The 25,522-nt window shown below is 74.0% G+C and carries 26 protein-coding genes; 11 read left to right on the forward strand and 15 right to left on the reverse strand.

What is annotated here, in order from left to right:
- The first annotated feature begins 4 nt into the window (after window positions 1-4).
- Window positions 5-2,458 carry a DEAD/DEAH box helicase gene (locus tag ACXET9_RS10190; RefSeq protein ID WP_457886475.1) on the forward strand — a complete coding sequence of 818 codons (2,454 nt, stop codon included), beginning with the start codon at window positions 5-7 and terminating at the stop codon, window positions 2,456-2,458.
- A 96-nt stretch (window positions 2,459-2,554) separates the two neighbouring features.
- On the opposite strand, the gene ACXET9_RS10195 is transcribed toward ACXET9_RS10190, so the two are convergent.
- The 8 genes from ACXET9_RS10195 to ACXET9_RS10230 all read right to left on the reverse strand — a co-directional run bounded on the left by ACXET9_RS10195 (window position 2,555) and on the right by ACXET9_RS10230 (window position 9,311).
- Complete coding sequence (locus tag ACXET9_RS10195; RefSeq protein WP_457886476.1) at window positions 2,555-3,127, reverse strand: universal stress protein; 573 nt, start codon at window positions 3,125-3,127, stop codon at window positions 2,555-2,557.
- Between the two features lie 155 nt (window positions 3,128-3,282).
- Window positions 3,283-3,672 carry an Rv3654c family TadE-like protein gene (locus ACXET9_RS10200; protein ID WP_457886477.1) on the reverse strand — a complete coding sequence of 130 codons (390 nt, stop codon included), beginning with the start codon at window positions 3,670-3,672 and terminating at the stop codon, window positions 3,283-3,285.
- Window positions 3,669-4,100 carry a TadE family type IV pilus minor pilin gene (locus tag ACXET9_RS10205; protein WP_457886478.1) on the reverse strand — a complete coding sequence of 144 codons (432 nt, stop codon included), beginning with the start codon at window positions 4,098-4,100 and terminating at the stop codon, window positions 3,669-3,671. Before ACXET9_RS10205 ends, ACXET9_RS10200 begins: the two co-directional genes overlap by 4 nt.
- Complete coding sequence (locus ACXET9_RS10210; protein ID WP_457886479.1) at window positions 4,100-4,300, reverse strand: DUF4244 domain-containing protein; 201 nt, start codon at window positions 4,298-4,300, stop codon at window positions 4,100-4,102. Before ACXET9_RS10210 ends, ACXET9_RS10205 begins: the two co-directional genes overlap by 1 nt.
- A gap of 186 nt (window positions 4,301-4,486) precedes the next feature.
- Window positions 4,487-5,587 (reverse strand): type II secretion system F family protein, encoded by a 1,101-nt coding sequence (locus tag ACXET9_RS10215; protein WP_457886480.1) that lies wholly within the window; start codon window positions 5,585-5,587, stop codon window positions 4,487-4,489.
- The gene (locus tag ACXET9_RS10220) at window positions 5,584-6,822 is read right to left on the reverse strand and encodes a TadA family conjugal transfer-associated ATPase (protein ID WP_457886481.1); all 1,239 of its coding nucleotides are present in this window, start codon (window positions 6,820-6,822) and stop codon (window positions 5,584-5,586) included. The genes ACXET9_RS10215 and ACXET9_RS10220 overlap by 4 nt, the downstream gene beginning before the upstream one ends.
- A complete protein-coding gene (gene ssd / locus ACXET9_RS10225) occupies window positions 6,819-8,096 on the reverse strand; it encodes a septum site-determining protein Ssd (protein ID WP_457886482.1) in 1,278 nt (425 codons plus the stop codon). The genes ACXET9_RS10220 and ssd overlap by 4 nt, the downstream gene beginning before the upstream one ends.
- A gap of 414 nt (window positions 8,097-8,510) precedes the next feature.
- The gene (locus ACXET9_RS10230) at window positions 8,511-9,311 is read right to left on the reverse strand and encodes an exodeoxyribonuclease III (protein WP_457886483.1); all 801 of its coding nucleotides are present in this window, start codon (window positions 9,309-9,311) and stop codon (window positions 8,511-8,513) included.
- A 127-nt stretch (window positions 9,312-9,438) separates the two neighbouring features.
- On the opposite strand from ACXET9_RS10230, the gene ACXET9_RS10235 reads away from it, so the two are divergent.
- Both ACXET9_RS10235 and ACXET9_RS10240 read left to right on the forward strand, forming a co-directional pair.
- On the forward strand, window positions 9,439-10,287 hold the full coding sequence (locus ACXET9_RS10235) for an SDR family NAD(P)-dependent oxidoreductase (RefSeq protein ID WP_457886484.1): 849 nt from the start codon (window positions 9,439-9,441) through the stop codon (window positions 10,285-10,287).
- A 49-nt stretch (window positions 10,288-10,336) separates the two neighbouring features.
- Window positions 10,337-10,948: an orotate phosphoribosyltransferase gene (locus ACXET9_RS10240; RefSeq protein WP_457886485.1), complete on the forward strand. Its 612-nt coding sequence runs from the start codon at window positions 10,337-10,339 to the stop codon at window positions 10,946-10,948.
- 55 nt (window positions 10,949-11,003) lie between these two features.
- Here the strand turns inward: ACXET9_RS10240 and ypfJ are convergent, their stop codons facing one another.
- Window positions 11,004-11,951 (reverse strand): KPN_02809 family neutral zinc metallopeptidase, encoded by a 948-nt coding sequence (gene ypfJ / locus ACXET9_RS10245; protein WP_457886486.1) that lies wholly within the window; start codon window positions 11,949-11,951, stop codon window positions 11,004-11,006.
- A gap of 127 nt (window positions 11,952-12,078) precedes the next feature.
- On the opposite strand from ypfJ, the gene ACXET9_RS10250 reads away from it, so the two are divergent.
- The 3 genes from ACXET9_RS10250 (at window position 12,079) to fbaA (ending at window position 14,789) form a co-directional block, all read left to right on the forward strand.
- Window positions 12,079-12,828, forward strand: coding sequence for a DedA family protein (locus tag ACXET9_RS10250; protein WP_457886487.1), 750 nt, complete (start codon window positions 12,079-12,081; stop codon window positions 12,826-12,828).
- A 44-nt stretch (window positions 12,829-12,872) separates the two neighbouring features.
- Entirely contained in the window at window positions 12,873-13,520 is a 648-nt protein-coding gene (locus ACXET9_RS10255) for a TrmH family RNA methyltransferase (protein ID WP_457886488.1), read from the forward strand.
- A 240-nt stretch (window positions 13,521-13,760) separates the two neighbouring features.
- Window positions 13,761-14,789, forward strand: a complete 1,029-nt coding sequence (fbaA, locus tag ACXET9_RS10260; protein WP_457886489.1) for a class II fructose-bisphosphate aldolase — start codon at window positions 13,761-13,763, stop codon at window positions 14,787-14,789.
- Window positions 14,790-14,989: 200 nt separating this feature from the next.
- On the opposite strand, the gene ACXET9_RS10265 is transcribed toward fbaA, so the two are convergent.
- The 6 genes from ACXET9_RS10265 to ACXET9_RS10290 form a co-directional block, all read right to left on the reverse strand.
- A complete protein-coding gene (locus ACXET9_RS10265) occupies window positions 14,990-15,310 on the reverse strand; it encodes a DUF2516 family protein (RefSeq protein WP_457886490.1) in 321 nt (106 codons plus the stop codon).
- 23 nt (window positions 15,311-15,333) lie between these two features.
- Window positions 15,334-16,611, reverse strand: a complete 1,278-nt coding sequence (locus tag ACXET9_RS10270) for an FUSC family protein (protein WP_457886491.1) — start codon at window positions 16,609-16,611, stop codon at window positions 15,334-15,336.
- Window positions 16,608-17,120, reverse strand: a complete 513-nt coding sequence (locus ACXET9_RS10275) for a hypothetical protein (protein WP_457886492.1) — start codon at window positions 17,118-17,120, stop codon at window positions 16,608-16,610. The genes ACXET9_RS10270 and ACXET9_RS10275 overlap by 4 nt, the downstream gene beginning before the upstream one ends.
- A gap of 57 nt (window positions 17,121-17,177) precedes the next feature.
- Window positions 17,178-18,398, reverse strand: a complete 1,221-nt coding sequence (gene ygfZ, locus ACXET9_RS10280) for a CAF17-like 4Fe-4S cluster assembly/insertion protein YgfZ (protein ID WP_457886493.1) — start codon at window positions 18,396-18,398, stop codon at window positions 17,178-17,180.
- Complete coding sequence (locus ACXET9_RS10285; protein WP_457886494.1) at window positions 18,391-19,056, reverse strand: FABP family protein; 666 nt, start codon at window positions 19,054-19,056, stop codon at window positions 18,391-18,393. Before ACXET9_RS10285 ends, ygfZ begins: the two co-directional genes overlap by 8 nt.
- Before the next feature lie 221 nt (window positions 19,057-19,277).
- Window positions 19,278-20,027, reverse strand: a complete 750-nt coding sequence (locus ACXET9_RS10290) for a hypothetical protein (protein ID WP_457886495.1) — start codon at window positions 20,025-20,027, stop codon at window positions 19,278-19,280.
- A 127-nt stretch (window positions 20,028-20,154) separates the two neighbouring features.
- On the opposite strand from ACXET9_RS10290, the gene mshD reads away from it, so the two are divergent.
- The 5 genes from mshD (at window position 20,155) to pstC (ending at window position 25,520) form a co-directional block, all read left to right on the forward strand.
- Window positions 20,155-21,078, forward strand: coding sequence for a mycothiol synthase (gene mshD / locus ACXET9_RS10295; RefSeq protein ID WP_457886496.1), 924 nt, complete (start codon window positions 20,155-20,157; stop codon window positions 21,076-21,078).
- 2 nt (window positions 21,079-21,080) lie between these two features.
- Entirely contained in the window at window positions 21,081-22,025 is a 945-nt protein-coding gene (locus ACXET9_RS10300; protein ID WP_457886497.1) for an NUDIX hydrolase, read from the forward strand.
- 167 nt (window positions 22,026-22,192) lie between these two features.
- Window positions 22,193-22,873 (forward strand): DUF4190 domain-containing protein, encoded by a 681-nt coding sequence (locus ACXET9_RS10305; RefSeq protein WP_457886498.1) that lies wholly within the window; start codon window positions 22,193-22,195, stop codon window positions 22,871-22,873.
- A 337-nt stretch (window positions 22,874-23,210) separates the two neighbouring features.
- Complete coding sequence (gene pstS / locus ACXET9_RS10310; protein WP_457886499.1) at window positions 23,211-24,359, forward strand: phosphate ABC transporter substrate-binding protein PstS; 1,149 nt, start codon at window positions 23,211-23,213, stop codon at window positions 24,357-24,359.
- A gap of 120 nt (window positions 24,360-24,479) precedes the next feature.
- Complete coding sequence (gene pstC, locus ACXET9_RS10315; RefSeq protein ID WP_457886500.1) at window positions 24,480-25,520, forward strand: phosphate ABC transporter permease subunit PstC; 1,041 nt, start codon at window positions 24,480-24,482, stop codon at window positions 25,518-25,520.
- Window positions 25,521-25,522 lie beyond the last annotated feature (2 nt).

Consider the following 25,522-nt stretch of genomic DNA (forward strand, 5'->3'; position numbering starts at 1 on the left):
CACGATGCGCGCTGGGGAGGCGGACCGTCTGCTGCGGGACCTCGGGACCCCGCTGCTGCGGCGGGACTGCCTCACGCACGTCGAGCACGTCCCCGCCCGCGAGGGCCGTCGCGGAGAGTTCCCCGCCTGGACGGATCCCCGGCTCGTGGAGCACCTCGCGACCCGCGGCATCACCGCCCCGTGGACGCATCAGCAGCAGGCCGCGGAGCTCGCCCGCGCGGGCCGCAGCGTCGTGCTGGCCACCGCGACCGCCTCCGGCAAGTCCCTCGCCTATCTCCTGCCCGTGCTCAGCGCGATCGGCGCCCGCGAGCTCGATCCCGCGTCCCCGCGCGCCACCGCGCTCTACCTCTCGCCCACGAAGGCGCTCGCCGCGGACCAGCTCACGAACATCGCCGCGATGGCGGAGGGCGCCGGCATCCGCGACGCCCGGCCCGCGGTCTACGACGGCGACACCCCCAGCGAGCAGCGGCGCTGGATCCGCCGCCACGCGAGCATCGTCCTGACCAACCCCGACATGCTCCATTTCGGGATCCTCCCCGGCCATGAGCAGTGGGCCGGATTCTTCCGGGCCCTGAAGTTCGTGGTGATCGACGAATGCCACAGCTACCGGGGCGTCTTCGGCAGCCACGTGGCGATGGTGATCCGCCGTCTGCGCCGCATCGCCGCCCGCTACCACGCCGAGCCGACGTTCGTCCTCGCCTCCGCCACCACCGCGAACCCCGAGCTCTCCGCCTCGCGCCTCGTCGGCCTCGACGTCGAGGCCGTCACCGAGGACGGCTCCCCGCGGGCCGGCCTCACCGTCGGGCTCTGGGAGCCCGGGACCCGCGACACCGCGGTCGACGGCCGACGGGCCGACGGCGGGCGGTCGTCGGGCGGCCGGTCCGGCGAAGAACGGGCCGACGACGACGGGCCGTCGGACGGCCGGCGCTCCGAGGAGCCGCTGCGGCGCTCGGCGACGGTGGAGGCGGGCGCCCTGCTCGCGGACCTCGTCGGCGAGGACGTCCAGACCCTCGTCTTCGCCCGCTCCCGCCGCGGTGCGGAGCTCATCGCCTCCGGCGCGCGACGGCTTCTCTCCCAGAAGGCCGAGGCCACGGGGTCGGGGGCGCTCGCGGACCTGGTCCCGCGGGTGGCGGCCTATCGCGGCGGCTATCTTGCCGAGGAGCGGCGCCGGCTCGAGGACGACCTGCGCTCGGGCGAGCTGCGGGCTCTGGCGTCCACCAACGCGCTCGAGCTCGGCATCGACATCGCCGGGCTCGACGCGGTGGTCATCGCCGGCTGGCCCGGCACCCGCGCCTCCCTGTGGCAGCAGTTCGGCCGGGCGGGCCGCCGGCAGGACGCCGACGGCGGGGCGCTCGCCCTGTTCATCGCCCGGGAGGATCCTCTGGACACCTATGTCGTCCGTCATCCGGAGACGGTCTTCGGGGTCGAGGTCGAGGCGGCCGTGTTCGATCCCGCGAACCCGTACGTGATGACCCCGCACCTGTGCGCGGCGGCCTCGGAGCTCGCGATCCGTGACGGGGAGGAGGGCATCTTCGGGCCCACCGCCCGCGAGCTGCTGACCACCCTGGCGGCGCGCGGCGTGCTGCGCGCGCGGCCGACGGGCTGGTACTGGACGATGACGGAGTCGGCGCACGACCTCACGGACCTGCGCGGCAGCGGCGGCGAGCCCGTGCGGATCGTCGAGGCCGGCAGCGGCGCGCTGCTGGGCACCGTCGATGCCGCGAGCGCCCACACCCAGGTGCACGACGGCGCCGTCTACCTGCATCAGGGGCGCAGCTTCGTCGTGGACCGGCTCGACGTCGAGCAGGCCGTCGCCTTCGTCCACCGCGAGGACCCCCTGCATTCGACGCATCCGCAGACGGCCTCCACGATCCGCATCCGCCAGACCGATCGCGAGATCGCCTGGGAGCACGGGGTCCGCCTCTGCTTCGGCACCGTCGACGTCACCGACCAGGTCACCGGCTACCAGGTCCGGGACGTGTACACGCAGGCGGTGCTCGCGCAGCATCCCCTCGACCTGCCGGCCCGCACGCTGACCACGAAGGCGGTGTGGTGGGCGATCCCCGCGGACACCGCCCGCGACGCCGGGATCGAGCCCGCCGAGCTGCCCGGAGCCCTCCATGGCGCCGAGCATGCCGCGATCTCGATGCTGCCGCTGCTGGCCACCTGCGACCGCTGGGACATCGGCGGCGTCTCGACGGCGCTCCACGAGGACACCGACGAGCCGACGATCTTCGTCTACGACGGCGCGCCCGGCGGGGCCGGCTTCGCCGAGCGCGGGGCCGACGACGCCGCCGCCTGGGTGCGGGCGACGGCCGACATGATCGGCGAGTGCGCCTGTGCGGCCGGCTGCCCCGCCTGCGTGGTGTCCCCGAAGTGCGGCAACGGCAACGAGCCGCTGTCGAAGGCCGGGGCGGCGCGGCTGCTGGACCTGCTGCGGCCGCTGCCGGAGGCGTGAGGGCCGCCGACGGACGAGAGCCGCGGGCGGGAGGCGGCGACGGGCGAGGGCCGCGGGCGGACGGGAGCCGCGGGCGGCGCGCGGACGGGCGGAGCCTCAGGCCCCGTCGCCGCGGGAGCGCTCGCCGCGACGCTCGCGCTTCGCGTCGGAGGGCTCCCAGGTCTCGCCGGCGGCGATGCACACCGGATCCAGCGGCACGATGACCACGGGGCGATGCTGGCGGTGGGAGAGCTGCACGGCGACGGAGCCGGTGAGGAACTCGCGCAGCGACTCCTTCCAGCCGGCCTCGCGGGTGCCGACGACGATCATCTCGGCGCCGATCTCCTCGGCGAGGCCGCTGAGCTCCTGGGCCGCGGCGCCGGAGAGCGCGCGCGTCACCCAGCGCACGCCGCGGCCGTCGAGGGCGCGCGAGATCTGGTGCTCGAGGTCGGGGTCGAAGGCGACGGGCTCGTCGAGCGCGGGGTCCGGGTCCAGCGGGATCGCCATCATGGAGCCGTCGGGCAGCTGGCTGAGCGTGTACCGCGTGGTGTCGACCCAGGCGCAGACGAGGTGCGTGCCCAGCCGGTCGGCATAGGACGCGGCGGTGCGGACCACGGCATCGGGCTGGCCCGGCACCACCGCGACCAGGACCGGGGCCGGCGTGCTGGGGGTGGAGGGGCTGCCGGACATGGTCGTCTCCTGTCGTCGGGATGCGGCACCGCGGGGAGTGCGCGGCATCACATCGGATGCGTGGCGTCAGCATGCCACGCCGCGGGCCGGTCTGCGCCCCGCAGATCCGTGATGGCCGTGTCCGTGCCTTCCCCGCCCGCGCCCTCCGCCCCTCCTCACGCTGCGCTCGCTGCCTCCGCATCCGCTGCCTCCGCATCCGCTGCCTCCGCCTCTGCTCCCTCCGGGATCGGGCCGGGGCCGGCGCGGGCCCGCGCCGTGACTGTGAAGGGGCCGGGGGAGGAGGCCTCGACCCGGACCAGCACGTCCTCGGTCGTCACGGTGCAGGAGACGAGGCGGGTGCTGTTGCGCCCTGCGACCTCGGAGGCGACGGCGCAGGGCTCGCCCGCGGCGACGGCGAGGGCGTCGGCCCCCGCGAGCGCCGCGAGATCGGCGGCGGTGTCGGCGCGGGCCTGGGCGATCATCGCCGAGCCGACGAGGGCGACGGCAGCGACGGCCGTGGTGGCGGCGCCGGTCCAGGCGAGGACGCTCGCGGCCCCGGTGCTCATGCCGAGCCCTCAGGGGCCGTGGAGGGCGGACCCTCCTCGGCGGGGGAGCCGAGCAGCTGGGGCTCGAGGCGCGCGGCGGCGTCGGCATCGAGGGTCCAGCTGCCGCCGGCGAGGGGGCCGTCGGCGACGCGCAGCTCCCGCGAGACGGTGACGACGACCCAGGCCCCGTCCCCGGCGATGCTCACCCGGGCGTCGTCCCCGGCGACGCGCTGGGCGGCCGCGGCGGCGACGGCGGGGTCCTCGCCGCGGGCGAGCTCGCGGGCCGCGGTGCGGGCGGCGCTCTCGAGGCGGACCTGCATGCTCATCCCGGTCCCGACGACGAGGATCAGGAGCACCATCACGACCACCACGGGGAGCACGATCGCCGTCTCCGCGGTGGCGGACCCCCGGTCGTCCCGGAGGCGGGACGACCGGGCGGACCGCGTCATCACTGCCCCTTGGACAGCGCGGTGGTGATGATGCCGAGCAGGATCCCGCGGACCTCGCCGGAGGCCAGCAGGGCGACGAGCACCGCCGCGAAGCCGCAGGCGGCGAGGACGGTGATCGCGTACTCGGCGGTGGACGCGCCGGTGTCGTCGCGCAGGGTGCTCTCGAGGCGGGACCGGAGCCGGATGAGGGTGATGGACATGGGCGTCTCCTTCTGTCGTGCCCGCGGGCCGGACGGCCGGTCGGGCGGGGATGCGGCGCGAGGGCCGCGGGACGGGACCCGGTCGGGTCCCGTCCACCGGGACGGAGCCCGGTGGTCGAGGGGCGCGCGGCCGAGGACGGCCGGGTGCGGATCAGCAGGTCAGGCCAGGTCAGGCCAGGGCAGAGATCAGCCGGCGAGGGCGACGGCGCCGCCGAGCAGCGAGACGACGGTCGGGATGATCCCGAGCACGACGAAGGCGGGCAGCAGGGCGACACCGGTGGGCAGGACCAGGGCGACGGCGAGCTTCGCGGAGCGCTCCTGCGCGTCGCGGACCTGCCCGCGCCGGACATCCCGGGCGGCCGACCGCAGCACGGCCGAGAGGTCCGCGCCCGAGGTCTCCGCGAGCAGCGCGGACTCCCCGAGGGCTCCGAGCTCCTCGGGCAGCACCGACACCGCCTGCGGGGCGGGCACGCCGGCGGCCAGGGCGCGGGAGGTGCGGGCGAGCGCCTCGGCCTCGTCGCCGGGGTCGAGGGCGCTGGCGACCACGTCGATCGCTCCGGCGAGGGGGAGCCCGGAGGAGAGGACGCCGGCGATGAGCTCGAGCAGCACGGAGGGGTCGACCTGCCAGCGGTGGGGCGGGTCGGCGCGCTCGAGCATCCGGCGCATCCACCACCAGCCCAGCAGCGTCAGCGCGATGCCGAGGATGAGCAGCAGGCGTCCGCCGCCGGTCTCGACGAGCAGGCGCAGGGGGTCGCCGCCCAGCAGCATGCCCAGTCCGAGGCCCGCCAGCGGGAGGACCAGGAGGATCCGCGCGGTGGACCGGGGGCCGGCGAAGGCGCTGCGCCGCTCGAGCGCGCCGTCGTGCAGGTCGCGGAGGGCGTCGGCGAGGGCATGCAGGACCCCGGCGGCGGGTGCGCCCGAGCGCTCGCAGACCCGCAGGGCGGCGTCCAGGGAGCGGATCGCCTCGCTCGAGCGCAGCGGCTCGGGACAGGCGCGTCCGGGCTCCGCGCCGGCCGCGGCGGCGCGCGAGAGATCGGTGAGCTCCCCGTCGGGGAGGGAACGGGCGACGGCGTCCCAGGCGCCGCGCAGCCCCGCGCCGGTGCCGAGAACGGTCGCGAGGCGCTCGACCATGCGGGCGATGTCGAGCGGCCCGGTGCGCTCCCGGCGCCGCCGATGCGCGCTCGACGGGGCGGAGGGAGGCCTCTCGTCGGGAGGGGTGCGCGTCCACAGCAGCGCGGCGGCGGCCAGCAGAGCGAGCAGCAGCGGGATGCAGGTGGCCCGGGTCATGCCGCTCTCCGGCCGCTCGCACGGACCGGCCGCGGGTCGCGCAGGCGCTCGTCGAGACGGGCGGCGAGATCGGCGGCGCCGGGGCCCTCGACGAGCCGGTCGCCGTCGGCGCGCAGCGCCGTGACGGCCTGCAGGGGGCCGTCCTCCGACGGCCGCAGCAGGGCGATCTCCTCGACGCTGCGCCGGCCCCGGACCCGGCCCAGATGGACGACGACCTCGAGGGCGCTCGCGACCTGGGCGGTGAGCACGGCCCGATCGAGCCCGCCGAGCGCCCCGAGGGCCTCGAGCCGGGCGGGGACGTCGGCCGCCGTGTTCGCATGGACGGTCCCGCAGCCGCCCTCGTGACCGGTGTTCAGCGCCTGCAGCAGCTCCCGCAGCTCGCCGCCGCGGCATTCGCCGAGGACGATGCGATCGGGGCGCATCCGCAGGCTCTGGCGCACGAGCGCCGTGAGGTCCACGGACCCGGCGCCCTCGGCATTGGCATGGCGGGACTGCAGGCGCACGACGTGCGGATGGTCGGGATCGAGCTCCTGGACGTCCTCGACGACGATGATGCGCTCGTCGGCGGGGACCTCGGCGAGCATCGCGGCGAGCAGGGTGGTCTTCCCGGTCCCGGTGCCGCCGGTGACGAGGAAGGGGACCCCGGCGGCGATGATCCGTCGCAGCAGCCGACCGGTCTCCGGGGCGAAGGCGCCCGAGCGCTCGAGCTCCGCGAGGTCCCAGGCCGCTCGGGAGGGCAGGCGCAGGGAGATCGTCGCCCCGCCCGTCGACAGCGGCGGCAGGAGGGCGTGCAGGCGGATCCCGGAGGGGAGACGGGCGTCGGCGTACGGGGCCGCGTCGTCGAGACGGCGCCCGCCGGCGGTGGCGAGGCGGACGGCGAGCTCACGCGCCTGGAGCGGGCGCAGGCGGATCCCGGCGCTGCGGAGCCCGTCGGCGTCGTCCACCCAGACCTCGCCGTCGGGGTTCACCATCAGATCGGTGACGCCGGGGCCGACGAGTCCCTGCAGGGGACCGAGACCGTCGACATGATCGCGGACGAGGTCGGTGAGCTCGAGCAGCGCCGAGGCGCCGAGCACCCTGCCCTGCTCGCGGAGCAGGCGGGCCATGCGGACCACGTCGACGGGTCCGGGCGTGCGGACCAGGTCGGTGCGCACGAGGTCGAGGAGCGGTCCCAGATCGGCGGAGGCCGCCGGACGGCGGTCCAGCGCTCGCCCGTCCGACGGTCGCCCGCTCATCGGACGGCCTCCGCGGGGGCGAGCGCGCGGGCGAGATCGCGGCAGGCGCGGTCGGCGCCGCGGCGCCGGACGTCGAGCAGGGGGACCGCCCGGCCCGGGCCGTCGCGGAACACGGCGACCGCGGGCACCCCGAGCCGGTCGACGACATCGCGGGCCTCCAACGGCCCGGTGCGCCGCACGACGATCCGGACCTGCGCGGAGGGGAGGGACCAGGCCCGCAGACGACGGGAGGCGGCGCGCACCCCGAGGACGGTGGTCGGCACGACCGCGAGCACCAGATCGAGCTGCTCCCGGACCGCGGGGACGAGGGACCCCGCCAGATCGACGACGGTGCTGCCGGCGCCGGCCGCGCTCGCCGCGAGGACCCGCGAGAGGAGGTCGGGATCGGGGGAGGGGCCGTCGCCGCCGTCGGAGACCAGCAGGCGCACGCCGTCGACCTCCGGGAGCCCCTCGTGCAGGGCCTGGGCGTCGTCGGGGCCGATCGCCGCGAGATCGTCCCAGCGCACGCCGTCGAGGTCGGGCGCCTCGACGAGCAGGTCGAGACCGCCGCCCTGCGGGTCGGCGTCCAGGAGGGCGACCGGGCCGTGCTGGCGCAGCGCGCCGGCGAGGCGGGCGGCGAAGCTCGAGGCTCCGGCGCCGCCGCAGCCGCCGACGACGCCGATCACGAGCCCGCGGCGCTCCGGGCGGTGCAGGGCGGCGAGATGCTCGAGCAGGAGCGTGGACTCGGAGGGCAGACGCAGCACCGCCCACGCACCGCTCGCGAGGGCGGCCCGCCAGAGCTCCTCGGGGACCTCGCCGTCCTCGAGGACGACGAGCGTCGGCGGTGCCCCGCCGGGGGAGGGGCCGTCGGCGGCGGATCCGTCGAGGGCGGCGGCACCCGGCCCTCGCGGCAGGCGGTCCGCCGGACCGCTCCTCAGGGAATCGGCGGTGAGGATGCGTGCGAGGAGGGGCGCCTGCGCGGCCGCCCCGAGGCCGAGGAGCGTGCCGCCCGTCGGGCCCGGTGCGAGGCCGGCGAGGCGCTCCGGGCCGTCGACGAGGGCGAGGCCGACGGCCGCGGCCCGGTCCCGGACGAGGTCCTTCAGGGAACCGTCGGGGCCGTCGAAGACCAGCGGGGCGGAGGCGGCGGGGGAGGAGCGCGTCGGAGCCGCGACCGTGGTCCGAGCGGGCCGCGGGAAGCGCGCGGGCGGCCGGGTGCCGGGAGCGCCGGCGACGGCCTCCTCCGGGGAGGCGACGAGGGAGAGGCGGAGCGGCGGGGCGGTGGAAGCGCTGGTCATGCGCCCATCGTGGAGATCCCCGGCGGGTGCGACCAGCGGTGCCGGCGAGATGTGGACGACGGTGCTCTGGGGAGGAGAGGTCGCCCTCTCCCGGGTGGTCTCGGGCGATCGGGCGCGGTGTCGGGGCGCCGACCGGGCCCTTCGCGGTTCCCGTCAGGTAGCTCCGCGAGGGTGCTTGCGGGCCCCTGGGGCCCGGGGTAGTGTGATCTGCACAACGACGAATACCGGCAACGGAACCCACGTGCGACTGGTCCCCGCAACGGACCGGCTGCGAGGTGTCGACAGCACCACCGCAGCTATCACGTTTACACGCCTGATCCCGGTGCAGACGGTTCGTCGGGAACGGCGGTGCGATGCGCACCGCCGTTCCGCCATGTCCGCCCTCGGCGGCCCCTCGGCGCCGGGGCCGGCCCCTCAGAACTCGAGGTCGACGACGACCGGTGCGTGGTCCGAGGCGCCCTTGCCCTTGCGCTCCTCGCGATCGATGAAGGATCCGGTCACCGCCTTCTGCACGGCGGGGGAGCCGAGCACGAAGTCGATCCGCATGCCCTCGCGCTTGGGGAAGCGCAGCTTCTGGTAGTCCCAGTAGGTGTAGACCCCGGGGCCCGGATGGTCGGGACGGACCACGTCCGCGAAGCCCGCGTCGACGACGGCGCGGAAGGCCGCGCGCTCGGGCTCGGTCACATGGGTCTTGCCCTCGAACGCCGCGAGATCCCAGACATCGTCGTCCTCCGGCGCGACGTTGAAGTCGCCGACGAGCACGGAGCGCGCCTCGGCATCGGCCGCGAGCTCGCGGGCGCCCTCGGCGCGCAGCGCCTCCAGCCAGCGCAGCTTGTACGGGTAGTGCGGATGGTCGAGCTCGCGGCCGTTGGGCACGTAGAGCGACCAGATCCGCAGGCCGTCGCCGACGATCGCGCCCAGGGCGCGGGCCTCGACGACGCCGGTCTCGTCCTCCGGCCAGGTGGGGACGTCGGGCAGCTGCGTGCGCACGTCCTCGAGGCCGACGCGGGAGATCACCGCGACGCCGTTCCACTGGTTCAGGCCATGGGCGGCGACGTCGTAGCCGGCCTCCTCGAGGACCGTCAGGTCGAGCTGGGCGGGCTTGGCCTTGATCTCCTGCAGGGCCAGCACGTCGACGTCGTGCCGCTCGAGGAAGGCGGCCACACGGTCCATGCGGGCCCGCAGCGAGTTGATGTTCCAGGTCGCGATGCGCATGGCGACGATCCTACGGGGCGGGCCCGTCGGGCGGTCCGCGACGAGGGACCCCCGTGCGGGCCCGAGGACGCGCCGACCAGGACCTCTGCGGTCCGCCGGTCCTCCCGGAGAGACGTAGAATCCCGTCATGGCGCGCGCACTCGTCACCGGATCGACCACGGGTCTGGGCCTGGAGTTCGCCTGGCAGCTGGCCGGGACCGGGCACGACCTCGTGCTGGTCTCGCGCGACGAGGACCGGCTGCAGGCCGTCGCCGACCAGATCCGCGACGTCCACGACGTGCAGATCGAGGTCCTCGCCGCCGACCTCTCCGACCGTCCCCGGCTCGAGAGGGTCGCCGTGCGGCTGACCGACCCGGTCGAGCCCGTCGACCTGCTCGTCAACAACGCCGGCTACGGCCTGCGCGGCGGATTCCTGGAGATCGGCGTCTCCGACCACGAGCGGCAGATGGACACTCTCATGCGCGCCGTCATGGTCCTCTCGCACGCGGCCGCGAGCGCCATGGTCCAGCGCCGGCGCGGCGCGATCATCAACGTCAGCTCCCTCGCGGGCTACACGACCTCCGGCCCCTACGCGGCCTCGAAGAGCTGGGTGACGGTGTTCACCGAGTCCCTCGCGATGGAGCTCAAGGGCACGGGCGTGACCGCGACCGCGCTGCTGCCCGGCTTCGTGCAGACCGAGTTCCACGAGCGGGCCTGCATGAACATGGAAGGGCTGCCGCGGATCACCTGGCTGAAGGCGCCCTTCGTCGTCGAGCAGGCGCTGCGGGACGCCTCCCGCGGCGTCGTGCTGTCGATCCCCTCGGTGAAGTACCGCACCGCCGGGGAGGTCTCGCGGCTCGCCCCGCGCCCCCTGGTGCGGGCCCTCACCTCGCCGGACTGGTACCAGCGCCTGCGCCGGGGCGCGGTGCTGCGGGCCCGCCGCAAGGCCTCGCGCCGCAAGCTGCGGGCGTCCTGGCAGCGCGGCGCCGAGAGCTGAGCCCGTCCCCGCTCCGAGAGCTCGCAGCCGCTCCCTTATCCTGGGGCGCATGTCGACTGCCACCCCTGCCGCCCCGTCCTCCGATCTCGCCGCCTCCCGTGAGCGGCTGCGGGTCCTGATCCGCGATCTCGCCGTCGTGCGCGGCCATGTCGTGCTGTCCTCGGGCGCGGAGGCGGACCACTACGTCGACCTGCGCCGCATCACCCTGCATCACGAGGCGGCCCCGCTCGTCGGCCGCATCATGCTGGACCTGCTGCAGCGCGAGGGACTGGTCCCCGGTGTCGTCGCGACCGGCGGCCTCACGCTCGGCGCGGATCCGGTGGCGACCTCGATCATGCATGCCTCGGCCGCCGAGTCCGCGGCCGGCCGCCTCGCGGGCGATCCGCTGGACGCCTTCGTCGTGCGCAAGGCCAACAAGGCCCATGGCCTGCAGCGCCGCATCGAGGGCCCGGACGTCGAGGGCCGCCGTGTCGTCGCCGTCGAGGACACCTCCACCACCGGCGGAAGCGTGCTGACCGCGTGCGAGGCGCTCGAGGAGGCCGGCGCCGAGATCGCCGCCGTCGCCGTCATCGTCCACCGCTCCGACGCCTCCCGCGAAGCCGTCGAGAAGGCCGGCTACCGCTACCTCGCCGCCTTCGACATCTCCGAGCTGGAGATCTGAGCCGGGCGGGCGCGGGCGGGCCCGAGCCGACGGACCGCCGGAACGGCCGGCGCCGTCAGACGGTCGCGGCGCCGAAGGTGTCGCAGGAGGCGACGGTGCCCTGCTCGTAGCCCGTCGTGAACCAGGTGCGGCGCTGCTCCGAGGAGCCGTGGGTCCAGGATTCCGGCGTCACGGAGCCGCCCGCGACCTCGCCCTGGATGTGGTCGTCGCCGACGGCGGAGGCCGCCGACAGCGCCGAGGCGATGTCCTCCTCGGTGAGCGGCTCGAGCATCGCGATCCCGGCGTCGTCGGTCGTCGAGGATGCGTGATGGGCCCACACGCCCGCGTAGCAGTCGGCCTGCAGCTCCATCCGCACCGCGGGGGACTGCGGGCCGGTGCTCGAGTAGTCGATCCCGTCGGACGTCCCGGCGAGGGACTGGATGTGATGGCCGTACTCGTGGGCGACCACATACATCTTCGCGAGCTGGCCGCCGTCGGCACCGTACTGCGAGGCGAGCGAGGAGTAGAAGGACACGTCGAGGTAGATGGTCGCGTCGGCCGGGCAGTAGAAGGGGCCGACGGCGCTGGTCGCCGGCCCGCAGCCGGTCTGCACCGAGTCCTCGAAGAGCACCGCCTGCGGCTCGGTGAAGGGGATCCCGGATGCCGGGGCGAGCTGCGACCACAGCGAGTCCGCGGACTCGACGGTCGCCTGCACCAGGCAGTCGTCGCGCGCATTGGCGTCGGCGCCGGTCTGGCAGCTCTCCAGCGCGCCGCCCTCCGCGGCGATCGAGCCGCCGTCGGACTCGGATCCGGACAGCAGCGTCAGCGGGTTCCCGCCCATCAGCGCGTAGACGATGACGATCACGAGCAGCAGGCAGCCTCCGCCGCCGCCGATCGCCACGCCCTTGCCGCCGCGGCTCCCGCCGCCGGGGAGCATGCCGCCCGGCAGCATGCCGCCGCCGCCCCGGCCGCCCGCGCGCCGGGTGTTGCTGGAGCGGATCTCCGCATCAGGGGTGAAGGTCATGGCCGAAGCGTAGTCCGCGGCGGTCCCGCGGTCACCGGATCCCGCCAGGTCGCGCCCGTACGATGGTCCGTGTCCTTCCCCGCCCGTGGCCGGGCTCTGACCACGAGAGATCACGAGGAACCAGCGGATGAACATCGTCGAGTGGGCCGTCTCCACCATGCAGCAGCTCGGAGGTCCCGGCGTCGCGCTGCTGATCTTCCTGGAGAACCTGTTCCCGCCGATCCCCTCGGAGGTGATCCTGCCGCTGGCCGGGGTGACCGCCGCCGGCGAGGGCCATAGCTTCCTCGGGATGCTCGCCTGGTCCGTGGTGGGCTCCCTCACCGGCGCCTGGGTGCTGTACGGGCTGGGCCGCCTGCTGGGACCGGTGCGCCTGCGGGCGATCTTCCTGCGGATGCCCCTCATCCACGTCGAGGACTACGACCGCACCGTCGAATGGATGGAGCGCCACGGCCGCAAGGGCGTCCTGCTGGGGCGGATGGTCCCCGGCGTGCGCTCGCTGGTGTCGATCCCCGCAGGCCTGTACGCCATGCCGTTCTGGATGTTCACGCTGCTCACGGCGATCGGATCGACGATCTGGAACACGATCTTCGTGACCTTCGGATACATCCTCGGCGCGAACTGGGTGCTCATCGAGCCCTATACCGACGTCTTCTCCAACGTCGTCTACGCGATCATCGCGATCATCCTGATCGTCTGGTTCGTGCGCCTGGTGCGGCGCGAGCTCCGTCGCCGCCGCGAGGGCCTGCCCGACCCGGACGACGCGATCCGCGCCCGGGAGCACGCCGGCGCGGAGCACGCCGGTGCGGAGCAGATCGGCGCGGAGCAGGCCGACGGTCGGGCGTCCGCCGACGGGCCGGAGCCCGGGGCCGGACGGTGACGTCCGCCGACGGGGAACCCGCCGATGGGGCGACCGTCGACGGCATGACCGCCGACGGCGCGACCGCGGACGAGCGGCCCGTCGGCGTCGGCCCGCATCCGCTGCCCTGGCCCGAGGACCCGCGGCTGGACCCGCGCCTGCTGGCCGAAGGGGATCGGCGCAACGTCGAGGACCGCTTCCGCTACTGGCGCCGGGAGGCGATCGTCGCCGAGCTCGACACCGGCAGGCACGCCCTCCACGTGGCGATCGAGAACATCGAGCACGACGCCAACATCGGCTCCATCGTCCGCACCGCGAACGCCTTCTCCGTCGGCGCCTTCCACATCGTCGGACGCCGCCGCTGGAACCGCCGCGGCGCCATGGTCACCGACCGCTACCAGCACGAGATCCACCATCCCGACGCCGCGCACCTGGTGGCCTGGGCCCGCGAGCACGATCGGCCGATCATCGCCGTCGACCTCGTCCCGGGCGCCCTCCCGCTCGAGCGCTGCGCTCTGCCCGAGCGCGCCCTGATGGTCTTCGGCCAGGAGGGCCCCGGGCTCAGCCCCGCGCTGCTGGAGGCCGCCGACCTGGTCGTCGGCATCACGCAGTTCGGCTCGACCCGCTCGATCAACGTCGCGGCCGCCGCCGCGATCGCCATGCACGGCTGGGTGCTGCAGCATGCCGAGTTCCCCGCGGGGCCGCTGCGCTGAGGCCCTCCGGCCGCTGCGCCGGGGCCCTCGGGCCGCTGCGCCGAGACCCGCGGGCGGCGGCGCGTGCGGCCCCTGACCTGCGCCGCCGCCGTCCGCCGCCCAGCCCCGTCCAGCGGGGACCTCCGTCAGGAGGCACTCCGGCGTCCTGTGGAACAATGGGCCCGGACGAACGACCGAGATCGGCGCACCGCGCCGCACCGGTGCGTCCGATACCCCGAAGTCTGCGAAGGAGAATGCCCCATGGCAGTCGCAACCCCTGATCAGTATGCCGAGATGATCGATCGCGCCAAGGCGGGCAAGTTCGCCTACCCGGCCGTCAACGTCTCGAGCTCCCAGACGGCCACCGCGGCGCTCCAGGGCTTCGCCGAGGCGGGCTCCGACGGCATCATCCAGGTGTCCGTCGGCGGCGCCGAGTACCTCTCCGGCTCCACGGTCAAGGACCGCGTCGCCGGTTCGATCGCGCTCGCCGAGTACGTCCACGCCGTGGCGAAGAACTACCCGATCACCGTCGCGCTGCACACGGACCACTGCGCGAAGGAGGTTCTGCCCACCTGGGTCGAGCCCCTCATCGAGTGGGACCTCGAGAACCGCGTGAGCAAGGGCCTGAACCCGCTGTTCCAGTCGCACATGTGGGACGGCTCCGCCGTGCCGGTCGACGAGAACCTCGAGATCGCCGCGCGCCTGCTCGAGAAGACCAGCGCCGCCCAGAAGATCCTCGAGATCGAGGTCGGCGTCGTCGGCGGCGAGGAGGACGGCGTCGAGGCGGACACCTCGGACCGCTCCAAGCTCTTCTCCACCGTCGAGGACGGCATGAAGACCGTCGACGCGCTGGGCCTGGGCGAGAAGGGCCGCTACCTCACGGCCCTCACCTTCGGCAACGTGCACGGCGTGTACAAGCCGGGCAACGTGAAGCTCACCCCGTCGATCCTCCTGGACATCCAGAAGGCCGTCGGCGAGAAGCACGGCAAGGACATGCCCTTCGACCTGGTCATGCACGGCGGCTCCGGCTCGACCCTCGAGGAGATCCGCGAGGCGGTCGACAACGGCGTCATCAAGATGAACATCGACACCGACACCCAGTACGCCTTCACCCGCCCCGCGGTCTCGCACATGTTCGAGAACTACGACGGCGTCCTGAAGGTCGACGGCGAGGTCGGCAACAAGAAGGCCTACGACCCCCGCGCCTGGGGCAAGAAGTCCGAGGCCGGCATGGCCGCTCGCATCGTCGAGGCCTGCGAGAACCTCCGCTCGGCCGGCACCCACGCCTGAGACGAGCACCGCTGAGGTCCTGACCCGATCGCGCTGAGCTTTGAGCTCTGAGCTCTGAGCGCAGCCGATCGGGCCGGGCCCCGAGCGACGACGACCCCCGGAGCGCATGCTCCGGGGGTCGTCCGCGTCCGGGGCGGCGCAAGGACCGGCGACGGGCCGACGGGCCGACGGTCGGCGCGGTCACCGTCAGCGCGCGGCGATCAGCGCCAGCGGTTGCCCGAGGCGCGCCCCATGACCTGCTTGAGGGCGGGCAGCACGTCGGCCAGGAAGACGCCGGCGATGACGATGCCGATGAGCATCAGGAGGCGGGTCGAGCCGCCGCCGATCGGATAGGGCAGCGACAGGAATCCGAGGAGCATCGCGACGCCGGTGAGCACGGCCCAGAACGTCTTGGTGCGCTTGCTCGCGGCGACGTACGCATCGGGGCGGAAGCGGAGGGCGTTGACGAAGGCCCAGACCTCGACGGCGAACAGGATCACGGCGAGCACGGCGAAGATCCACATCTGGATGGTGGCGATCATCGCGCCAGGATAACGGTGCGTCCTCAGCGTCGCCGGGAAGGATCCGAACGGTCTGCGATGAGGATCTCGAGCGCCTCCGTCGTGGCGGGGGGCTCGACGGCCCGGATCTCCTGCGTCAGCGGGCGCGGACCGATGGCGTCGCCGTCGCCCGCGATGAGCAGGCTCGGCAGGAACCTCTTGGACTCCGACGCCTCCAGGCCCGTGGCCTGCAGCAGGTCCATGGCGAGCGAGCGCAGCTGGATCACCAGCGTGACGCCCTCGAAGTGCCCGGCGCGGCCCAGGCGCACGCCGTTGTCGTTGCGCAGCAGCAGCTCGGGCGTGAGGTAGGAGCAGAACAGGCGCAGCGAGCGGCGGGCGTCGGTGAAGTCGACCTCCGTGTGCCCGACGCCCGAACGGATCCCGGCGACGGCGTCGCGGGCGGCGCCGAGCGCGTCGGCGAGCGACGAGTGCGGATCCCCGCCGACGGCGACGAGGAAGTCGACCTCGGTGCGGGCGATCACCCGGATGTTCCGCATCGCGCGGTCGGAGCCGACGAGCAGGTGGCGCAGGCGCTGGATGTCGTCGGCGTGCATCAGGCCGCTGGGGGAGTAGGAGGCCATCTCGTCGGCGGCGTCGTTGGCGATCCGCCATTCGTCGGTGTGCTTCTGGGAGGAGTCGCGGATGCCCTTCAGGGCGGCCCGGGCGACCTCGGCGTCGCCGGCCCGCGCCGCGAGCGCGAGGGAGACGAGCGTGTCCTCGAGCTCGGTGTAGAACGACAGCGCGGCCCGACGCTGGTTCCGGCGCGGGTCCCCGGACAGCAGCAGGTGGACGATCATGCCGACGACGAGCCCCGTCATCGCCTCGAGCACCCGGGCGCCCGGGGCGATCGACACGGCCGCGGGCATGATCATCACCAGCAGCGACTGGATGGCCATCTGGAAGCCCATCACGACGCTCTTGTCGATGAGTCGCGCGGCCATCCCCGAGACGAACACGACCACGAGGATCTGCCAGGTCCCGGGGCCGATCGTGGTGCGGGCGAGCTCGCCGATCAGCACGCCGAGCATCACGCCCGCGCAGATCTCGAGCATCTTGCGCATCTTCTTCTCGACCGTGAAGCCCACGATCATGAAGCCGACGATCGCCGCGTAGAACGGCTGCGGGTGCCCGAGGAGATGCCCGCTGATGAAATACGACAGCGCCGAGGCGAGCGCGGCGCGGGCCACCGACATCGCCTCGAGCCGGCCGCGGACGGTGCCCTCCCGCACCCGTCGGCCGAGCGCCTCGCCGACCCGGCGCGGCAGGGGGATCGGAGCGGTCATGGCCGCACCGGATCCTCGAGACGCATCTGCAGCAGCTCGTCGATCGTGAACGTCTCGCCGTCGCGGGCGCCGCGGCCGACGACCAGCGGGGCGAGCGAGGGCTCGGGGGTCGCCCCGCGCAGCCGCGAGCGCAGCCCGCCGTCGACGCGCAGGATGTAGAAGCGGCCGTCGACGTCGACGGCGATCGAGCAGTCCTTCTTCAGGTACCAGCCGGTCAGCGTCGTGCGGATGGTGCCGCCGCCGGTGTACGGCTTCGCGCGCAGCGGGAGGGGGTCGATGCCGGCGGCGCGGTACTCGGCGATGGCGGCGAGGATCTTCTCGGTCGCGCGCTCGTGCTCGGCCTGCCGTGCGCGGCGCAGCCCCTCCTCCTGCACGGCGAAGACCTCATGGCGATGACGGGTCCAGTCGTCCTGCGCCGACGGGGACGCGGCGGGCGAGGACCCGCCGGTCGGAGCGCTCCCGGGCGCATGACGGTCCTGATGCTCGGCACTGCTGCTCTCGACGACCATGGCGTCCATCATTCCAGGTCCGTCCGAGAGCCGCGGGGGAGACCCGGACCGTGCGCGTCAGAGCTTCGCCGTGGGCGGGCGCGCGCCGTGCTCCCGCGTGAGGACGATCGGCTCCTGCGTCGCATCCAGCCAGGCGGACTCCTGCTCGCCCGCCGCGGCGTCGGCCCCGACGGCATCGGTCGAGCCGTCGGCCGCGTCGTCGGTCCCGGCTGCGTCGTCGGCTCGGCCGAGCGGGACCTGCACGGTCAGCGGGGCGTCCACGGGGACGGCGCGGCGGACGACCGCGAGCGCGATCGGCCCCAGGTCCGCGTGCATGCCGACGCTCGTGACGGTGCCGACGACCTTGCCGTCGTGCCCGCCCAGGCGGACCTGCCCGCCGGCGGCGACGGGGACGTCCTGCGAGCCGTCGAGGTGGAGCATGACCAGGCGTCGCGGCGGCTGGCCGAGGTTCAGGACCTTCGCGACGGTCTCCTGGCCGCGATAGCAGCCCTTGTCGGTGTGCACGGCGGTGCGCAGCAGGTCGAGCTCGTGGGGGATCGTGCGCTCATCGATCTCGGTGGCCGCGCGCGGCCGGTGGTCGGCGATCCGCAGGGCCTCCCAGGCGAGGGTCCCGGCGAGCTGGTCGACCTGCCAGGGGAGGGCCTCGAGGGCGGCGGCGTCGGCGATGGTCAGCACGGAGCCGACGGCATCCGACGGGTCGGGCCCGTAGGCGATCCCGCCGACGGCGACCTGCGGCCAGCCGTCGGACCACACGGCGACGGGCTCGGGGAGCCCCAGCTCGGGGAGCGCCTCGGCGGCCGGGACGAGGGCCCCGAGGACCCGCAGGTCGTCGCGGTCGCGAATCTCGACGCGCGCGGCGAAGCGCATCATCTCGAGATAGCGGCGGATGCCGGCGCGACCGCCCGCATCGAGCACGAGCAGCACGGTCTCCTCGGCGGAGACCACCGCGGCGGCGAGATGCTCGACGCGCCCCTGCGGGGAGAGCACCGTCAGGCTCGAGCCGGTGCCGACGGGCACGGAGGTCAGCACCTGCGAGGTGATCGTCGTCAGCCAGCTGCGGGCGTCGGGGCCGGAGACCTCGAGCACCTCGAACTGGCCGAGGTCGACGACGGCGCGGCCGCGCAGCAGGCGCCGCTGCTCGCGCAGCGGGGCGCCGTAGTGCGCGGGCACCGCCGCATCGGGGCCCTCGCCGAGCACGGCGGAGCGCGAGCCCAGCAGCGGGCGCACGCGACGGGCGGTCGCGGCAGGCGCGGCCGCGGACGGCACGGGATCAGACACGGTCGAGCTCCACGGAGAGGTAGGGGATCGGATCCTCGGCGAAGGACCCGCCGGGGGCATGGCGCTCCCACAGCCACATGAGGCGGCCGGCGACGTACCCGAACATGCGGGTCTGGGCGATCGCCGCGGAGGCGCCGCCGTCGGCCTGCGCGTCGCGGGCGGCGAGCTGGATGCGAGGCCCCCGGACCTCGCCGGCCCAGACGCCGTCCGCGGCGGCCGCATCGGCGGCGAGCTCGCCGCGCGCGGAGGCCTCGAAGGACGCCGTGAGCGCATAGGACACGATCGACTCGGGGGAGCCGGGCTTCGCCCGGCGGGCGCGCTCGACGTCCTGGCCGGGGAGGGGGTCGCCGACGGTCCAGATGCCGCTCTCATGCATCAGCAGGGAGCGGGCGCCGGAGCCGCCGACGGGCTCGGGCGCGCTCTCCTTGGCGAAGGCGCTCGTCGGCGGCAGCGGGGCGGGCCGGTCGATCACATGGACGGTCGAGGTCCAGGCGAGGGTGCCGTCCTCACGAGGGGAGCACTCCAGGGTCTGCTCGATGCGACGGTCGCCGGCGTCGTCGCCGGGACGGTGCAGCGCGCCGGACCCGGACCACGAGCCGACGAGCCAGGCCAGCGGGTAGAGGGAGGCGGGGAGCGAGGGGTCGAGCGGGATGGGCATCGGCGCCGGCCCGCTCAGCGGTCGAAGAGGCGGGTGAGCACCAGCGCGGTGAACGCGAGGGTGCCCAGGCCGACGAGGACCACCAGGGCGATGAAGAACACAGACAGGAAGGACATGGCCTCGAGTCTAGCGCCCGCGGACGCCCGCGGAGGGGGCCGCGGGAGGCATCGTCGGACGGGCGTCGGACCGGCGTCGGACCGGCGTCTGACGAGCGGAGCCCGTCAGAAGAGCATCGTCACCGCGATGTAGGCGACCACGCCGACGGTCGCGACCGGTCCGGCGGCCACGGCCAGCGCCGCGGCGGGCTCGCGCGCGGTCAGCGAGGAGCCCAGCAGCAGGTGCGTGCATGCGCCCGACACGGAGACGACCACGCCGACGGCGATCGCGGCGAGCGGCGTGAGCCCGGTGAGGACGACGGCGAGCAGCGTCGTCACGACGGTGCCGACGACGATCGCGATCGGCAGGCGCACGCGGATCCGCTGCGGGATCGTGTTCAGCAGCAGCGTCGCCGCCAGGCCCATGCCGATGGCGGTGATGAGGGAGGTGTGCTGGGCGTCGGCCGCGCTGTCCTGGGCGAGGACCCAGGAGGCGGCGACCGTGGTGACGAACACACCGGCGACCGTCCCGGTCAGGGACGTCGTGAGGTCGTAGCGGCGCGGTCGCAGCATCTGGTGGACGAAGGAGGCGAAGACCCCGAGCGCGCACACGATGAGGATCGCGGTGACCGGGTCCACGCGCGCGGGGGCGACCAGTGCGGCGAGCGCGCCGAGGAAGCCGGAGCCTCCGACGACCAGGCGGGTGCCCTGCCTGCTCGGCAGCTCGAGCAGGTCGGACCAGGAGACGCCGATGATGAAGGAGATGAGCATGACCTCGGCGGCCATGAGGGCGGGGGCGGCCGGACCGGTCAGGGAGATCACCGCGAGCAGGAGCGCCAGGGCGGCACCGAGCGGGGCGCGCTCGGGAGCTGTCATGGGGCCTCCATCGCCGGTCGTCGTCCACGTGCTCGCGGGGCTCCGACGGGACGTCGGATGAGCGTTACAGTGGCAGTCTACGAGCGCCCGCAGGTGGAGGCCTCATCGTGTGCACCGGAAGGACTCCATGATCACGACGGACGCCCTGTCCGCCGCGCAGCGACGCGGCGTCGACGAGCTCCTGGCGACCGCCGTCGCGCACGACGGCGAGACCCCGCTGGACGAGGCCGCCCGCCTCGCCCTGAGCGGCGGCGATGCGCAGCACCTGCTCGTCCTCGCGCCGCCGACGGACGCCGTCATGGGCTACGCCTCGATCCTGCCCGACGGCACCGTCCAGGGCATGGTCGATCCCGCGCACCGTCGGCGCGGCCACGGCACCGCCCTGCTCGAGGCCGCGCTCGCGGCGCGCCCCGATGCAGGCGTGTGGGCCCATGGCGCGCTGCCCGAGGCGATCGCGATGCTCACCGGCCGCGGCCTGCACGAGACCCGTCGGCTGCTGATCATGGGGCGCGCGCTCGTCGGCCCCGATGCGCGGCCGCTCCCGGCCGTGCGCCCGTCCGACCTGCCGGGGCTGGAGCTGCGGACCTTCGATCCCGCGCGCGACGCCGCGGACTGGGTGGCCCTGAACGCCGCCGCCTTCGCCGCCCATCCCGAGCAGGGGGCGCTGACCCTCGCCGATCTCGAGCGACGGATGGCGGAGCCCTGGTTCGAGGCGTCCGACCTGCTGCTCGCGCGCGCGGGCGAGGGCGAGCTCGTCGGCTTCGTGTGGGTCAAGCGCGAGAGCCGAGGCGCGGCGGTCGTGGCCTCCGAGACCGCTGCGACGTCTGAGACCGCCGAGGTCTACGTCGTGGCGACGTCCCCGGCGGTCCAGGGCCGCGGCGTCGCCGGGCAGCTGCTCGGCGAGTCCCTCACCCGTCTCGCGGCCGACGGCGTCGCCGCCGTCGAGCTGTACGTCGAGGGCGACAACACCGGGGCGATCGCGCTGTACGAGCGCTGGGGCTTCGCGACCGTCGGCATCCACGCGCAGCTGCGCCGGTCCGCGGAGGGCTGAGCATGCGCGCCGCTCCCGGCACCCCGCCGCCCGTCCTCGCCGCCGGCGCCCTCGTCTGGCGCGAGCGCGGCGACGGCATCCAGGTCCTGCTGGTGCATCGCCCCCGCTACGACGACTGGTCCGTGCCCAAGGGGAAGCTCGACAAGGGCGAGACCTTCCCCGCGGCCGCCGTCCGCGAGGTCGCCGAGGAGACCGGCTATCGGATCCGCCTGGCCCGTCCGCTGCCGGCCTCGGTGTACCTGCTGCCCGACGGCCGCACGAAGATCGTCCAGTACTGGGCGGCGACGGTGCGCGCGAAGGTCGCGGCGGGACCGGAGAACGCGGCGGAGATCGATGAGACCCGCTGGATCAGCCTCGACGCCGCCGAGTCGCTGCTGTCCCGCCAGGGCGACCAGGTGCTGATCGCGACGCTGCGCCGCTTCCTGGAGGCCGACGAGCTGCGCACCGTCCCGATCATCGTGCAGCGCCACGCGGCGGCGCTGTCGCGCTCCAAGTGGCGCAAGGGGGAGCGGACGCGCCCGCTCAACAGCAAGGGGAAGAAGCAGGCCAAGGCCCTGCCCCCGCTGATCGACGCCTACGATCCCGAGCGCGTGCTCTCGAGCCCGTGGGAGCGCTGCACCGCCACGATCTCGCGGTTCGCGAAGACCGGGGGGCTGGACGTCTCCCGCAAGGATGCGCTGACGGAGGCCGGACACGCCGAGCGCCCGTCGAAGACCGCTGCGATCATGGAGCGGGTGATGGCGGAGGCGCGGCCGACGGTCGTGTGCACCCACCGTCCGGTGCTGCCGACGATCGTCGAGGCGATCCGCGAGGTCGCGGACCGCAGCACGGCGCTCGAGCTGCCGCGGGAGGACCCGTTCCTCGTCGCGGGCGAGGCGCTCGTGGTGCACACGACGCCGGCGGGCCGCGCCGTCGCTATAGAGCGGCATCTGCCGAACATCGGCTGAGGCCGACGGCCGGGACGCCCCGGCCGGAACGCCCCGGCCGGGGCGCGCCGATCGTGGAACACCGATCGGGGCGCATGGTCCGGTCGGCGGCGGCTCGGGCGCGCAGGGGATGCGACGGGGGACGCAGGAGCAGGACGCACAGGGGTGCAGGAGAGGGAGGACGAACGATGAACGACTCGACGAACGACCAGGGCGGCTACACGCCCGCCGAGGTGTACCGGTCGCAGGACCTGTACGGGAGCCAGGACACGTACGGGAGTCCTGACGCGTACGCGAGCACGGATCCGTATGCGGGCTCGGACTCGTCTGCGAGCTCGGACCCGTACGCGAGCACGGATCCGTACGCGAGCTCCGCGGCGCCCGCGAGCGCAGATCCGTACGGGGTCTCCGATCCCTACGGGGCGGGCCCCGAGTTCAGCTCGGACGTCGACCCCTATGCGGCGGGCTCCTCGGCGTCGCAGAGCGCCGGCTACGGGGACCCGGCACTCGGGGGGCAGGCCTACGGTGCTCCGGCCTACGGCGCACCGGGATACAGCGGCGGAGGCTACGGCACCCCCGTCTACATCGCGCCGCCGCCGCAGTCCTCGAAGAGCCTCGTCGGCTTCATCCTGGCGCTGGCCGGGCTCCTCGCCTGCGGCGGGCTGACCTCGCCCGTCGGCCTCGTCCTCTCGATCATGGGCATGAAGGAGACGGCGCCCGGCGCCCAGCCGCCGCTCAGCGGCCGCGGCTTCGCGATCGCCGGGCTGGTGCTGTCGATCCTCGGCTCGCTCTCCCTGCTCGCGATCATCGCGTACTTCGTCTTCATCATCATCATGCTCGGCGTGACCGCCTCGACCGGCAGCTACTGACCCGCTCCGTCGACCGGCGACAGGCCGACGGCGGCGGCCTGTCGGCGGCTGCTCGTCGCCGTCCCGCCATGCGGACGCCGGATGTTCGCCCGCCGTCCTCCGACGGACACCCGCGCGTCGCCCGCCGGTCCTCAGATCGGCCTCGGAGCCCGTCCGCGACCAAGCTGTGATCTGTCCCATTCGAGCGTCTGGCCTGGCAGTTCATCCCGCGCCAGGGGGAGTTCACCATTCGTTCACGCCCGGGCGGGCGGCAGGTCACCTCTGATCCTTAGCGTCCACTGCGAAAGACATCCCGAAGGATTTCCCCCGCGGGCCCCGGCCCCGGAAAGGACTCGCAGTGAACGTTCGCAAGAACAAGCTCGTCGCCCTGGCCGCCATGGGCCTCGTCGGTGGCCTCGCCCTCACCGCCTGCGGCGGCAGCACCGACTCCTCCTCGTCCTCGAGCTCGGACAACGGCTCCGGCGACACCGCGGCCAGCAGCGCCGACTACGCGGCCCTCTCCGGCAGCCTCGCCGGCTCCGGCGCCTCCTCCGCGCAGAACGCTCAGACCGCCTGGTCCGAGACCTTCATGGGCCTCGTCCAGGCCCAGGGCGGCGACGTCACGGTCACCTACGACCCCACCGGCTCCGGCACCGGCCGTGAGCAGTTCCTCAGCAGCCAGGTGCAGTTCGCCGGCACCGACGCGGCGCTGACCGAGGAGGAGCTCGCGGCCTCCACCGAGGTCTGCAACGGCGAGCAGGCCTTCGACCTGCCGATCTACATCTCCCCGATCGCGGTCGTCTTCAACCTCGAGGGCGTCGACAACCTGAACCTCACCCCCGAGGTCATCGGCGGGATCTTCGCGGGCACCATCACCAACTGGAACGACGCGGCCATCGCCGAGTCGAACCCCGATGTCGAGCTCCCCGACCTGGCGATCGTGCCGGTCCACCGCTCCGACGACTCGGGCACCACCGAGAACTTCACCGACTACCTCTCGGCGAACGCCCCCGAGGCCTGGACCTACGGCGAGATCGAGACCTGGCCGATCGACGGCGGTCAGTCCGGCGACGGCACCTCCGGCATGATCTCCACGGTCGAGGGCGGCAACGGCACCATCGGCTACGCCGACGCCTCGCAGGCCGGCAACCTCTCGATCGCCGCCATCCAGGTCGGCGACGAGTTCGTGACCTACTCCGCCGAGGCCGCCGCCAAGGCCGTCGAGGTCTCCCCCCGCGCCGAGGGCCGCGCCGACAACGACATCGTCGTGGAGCTCGACCGCACCACGACCGAGGCCGGCGCCTACCCGATCGTCCTCGTGTCCTACCTCGCGCTCTGCGGCTCCTACGCCGACGAGGCCGTGGGCAACAACGTGAAGGCCTACGCCTCGTACATCGTCTCGAGCGAGGGCCAGCAGGTCGCCGCCGAGAACGCCGGCTCCGCGCCGCTGTCCGAGTCCCTCCAGGAGGAGGCGCAGGCCGCGATCGACGCGATCACGGTCGGCTGACCTGATCCACGACGCGACACCGATGCGCCGTCGGGCCCGCAAGGGCCCGACGGCCTCGGTCCGCCCGCACCATCGTCCGACACCTGCTGACTCTCTCGTGATCCCCGAGGAAGGCCCCCAGTGAGCACCATCGACGCGGCGGACGACACGTCCGCGCCCACGCCGGAGGGTGAGGAGCCCGGCGGCTTCGCCTCCGGCGGCCGCCGTTTCGGCGACACGATCTTCTCCGTCCTCAGCATCGGCTCCGGATTCCTGATCTTCGCGACGCTCGCCGCGGTCGCGATCTTCCTCTCCGCCGAGTCGTGGCCCGCCATCCAGGCCAGCACCGAGCTGTCCGGGATCTTCGGCGTCGCCGAGCCTGCGTTCTCGCTGATCGACTACACGGTCCCGCTGATCTTCGGCACGATCCTCGCTGCGGCCCTCGCCCTGGTGATCGCGATCCCCGTCGCCGTCGGCATCGCGCTGTTCATCTCGCACTACGCGCCCCGCAAGCTCGCCACCGCCCTCGGCTACATGATCGACCTGCTGGCCGCGGTTCCCTCGGTCGTCTACGGCCTGTGGGGCGGTGTCTGGCTGGTGCCCAAGCTGGAGCCGGTGTACGTCCTGCTCAACGACACGCTCGGCAGCTTCCCGGTCTGGCCCTCGTTCATCCCGTGGGTGGGCGGCGAGCCCGTGATCGCCCTGTTCGCCGGCGATCCCACCGCGCCGATGCGCAACCTCGCCTCGGCCTCCGTCGTGCTCGCCGTCATGGTGCTGCCGATCATCACCGCGGTCTCCCGCGAGGTGTTCCTGCAGACCCCGCGCCTCCAGGAGGAGGCCGCGCTCGCCCTCGGCGCCACCCAGTACGAGGTCATCAAGACCGTCGTGCTGCCCTTCGGCCGCAGCGGCGTGGTCGCCGCGTCGATGCTCGGCCTCGGCCGCGCGCTCGGCGAGACCATGGCCGTGCTCATGATCCTCGCCCCCGGCGCGACGTTCTCCTGGCACATCCTCGAGGTCGGCCGCCACCAGTCCATCGCCGCGAACATCGCCTCCCGTCAGGCGGAGGCCTCCGGCGTCGACATGTCCCTGCTGATCTTCACCGGGTTGGTGCTGTTCGTCCTGACGTTCATCATCAACGCGATCGCCCGTTGGATCGTCGCGCGCAGCGGCGTCAGGAGCTGATC

It is taken from the genome of Brachybacterium netajii (SeqCode) (genome assembly GCF_054114245.1).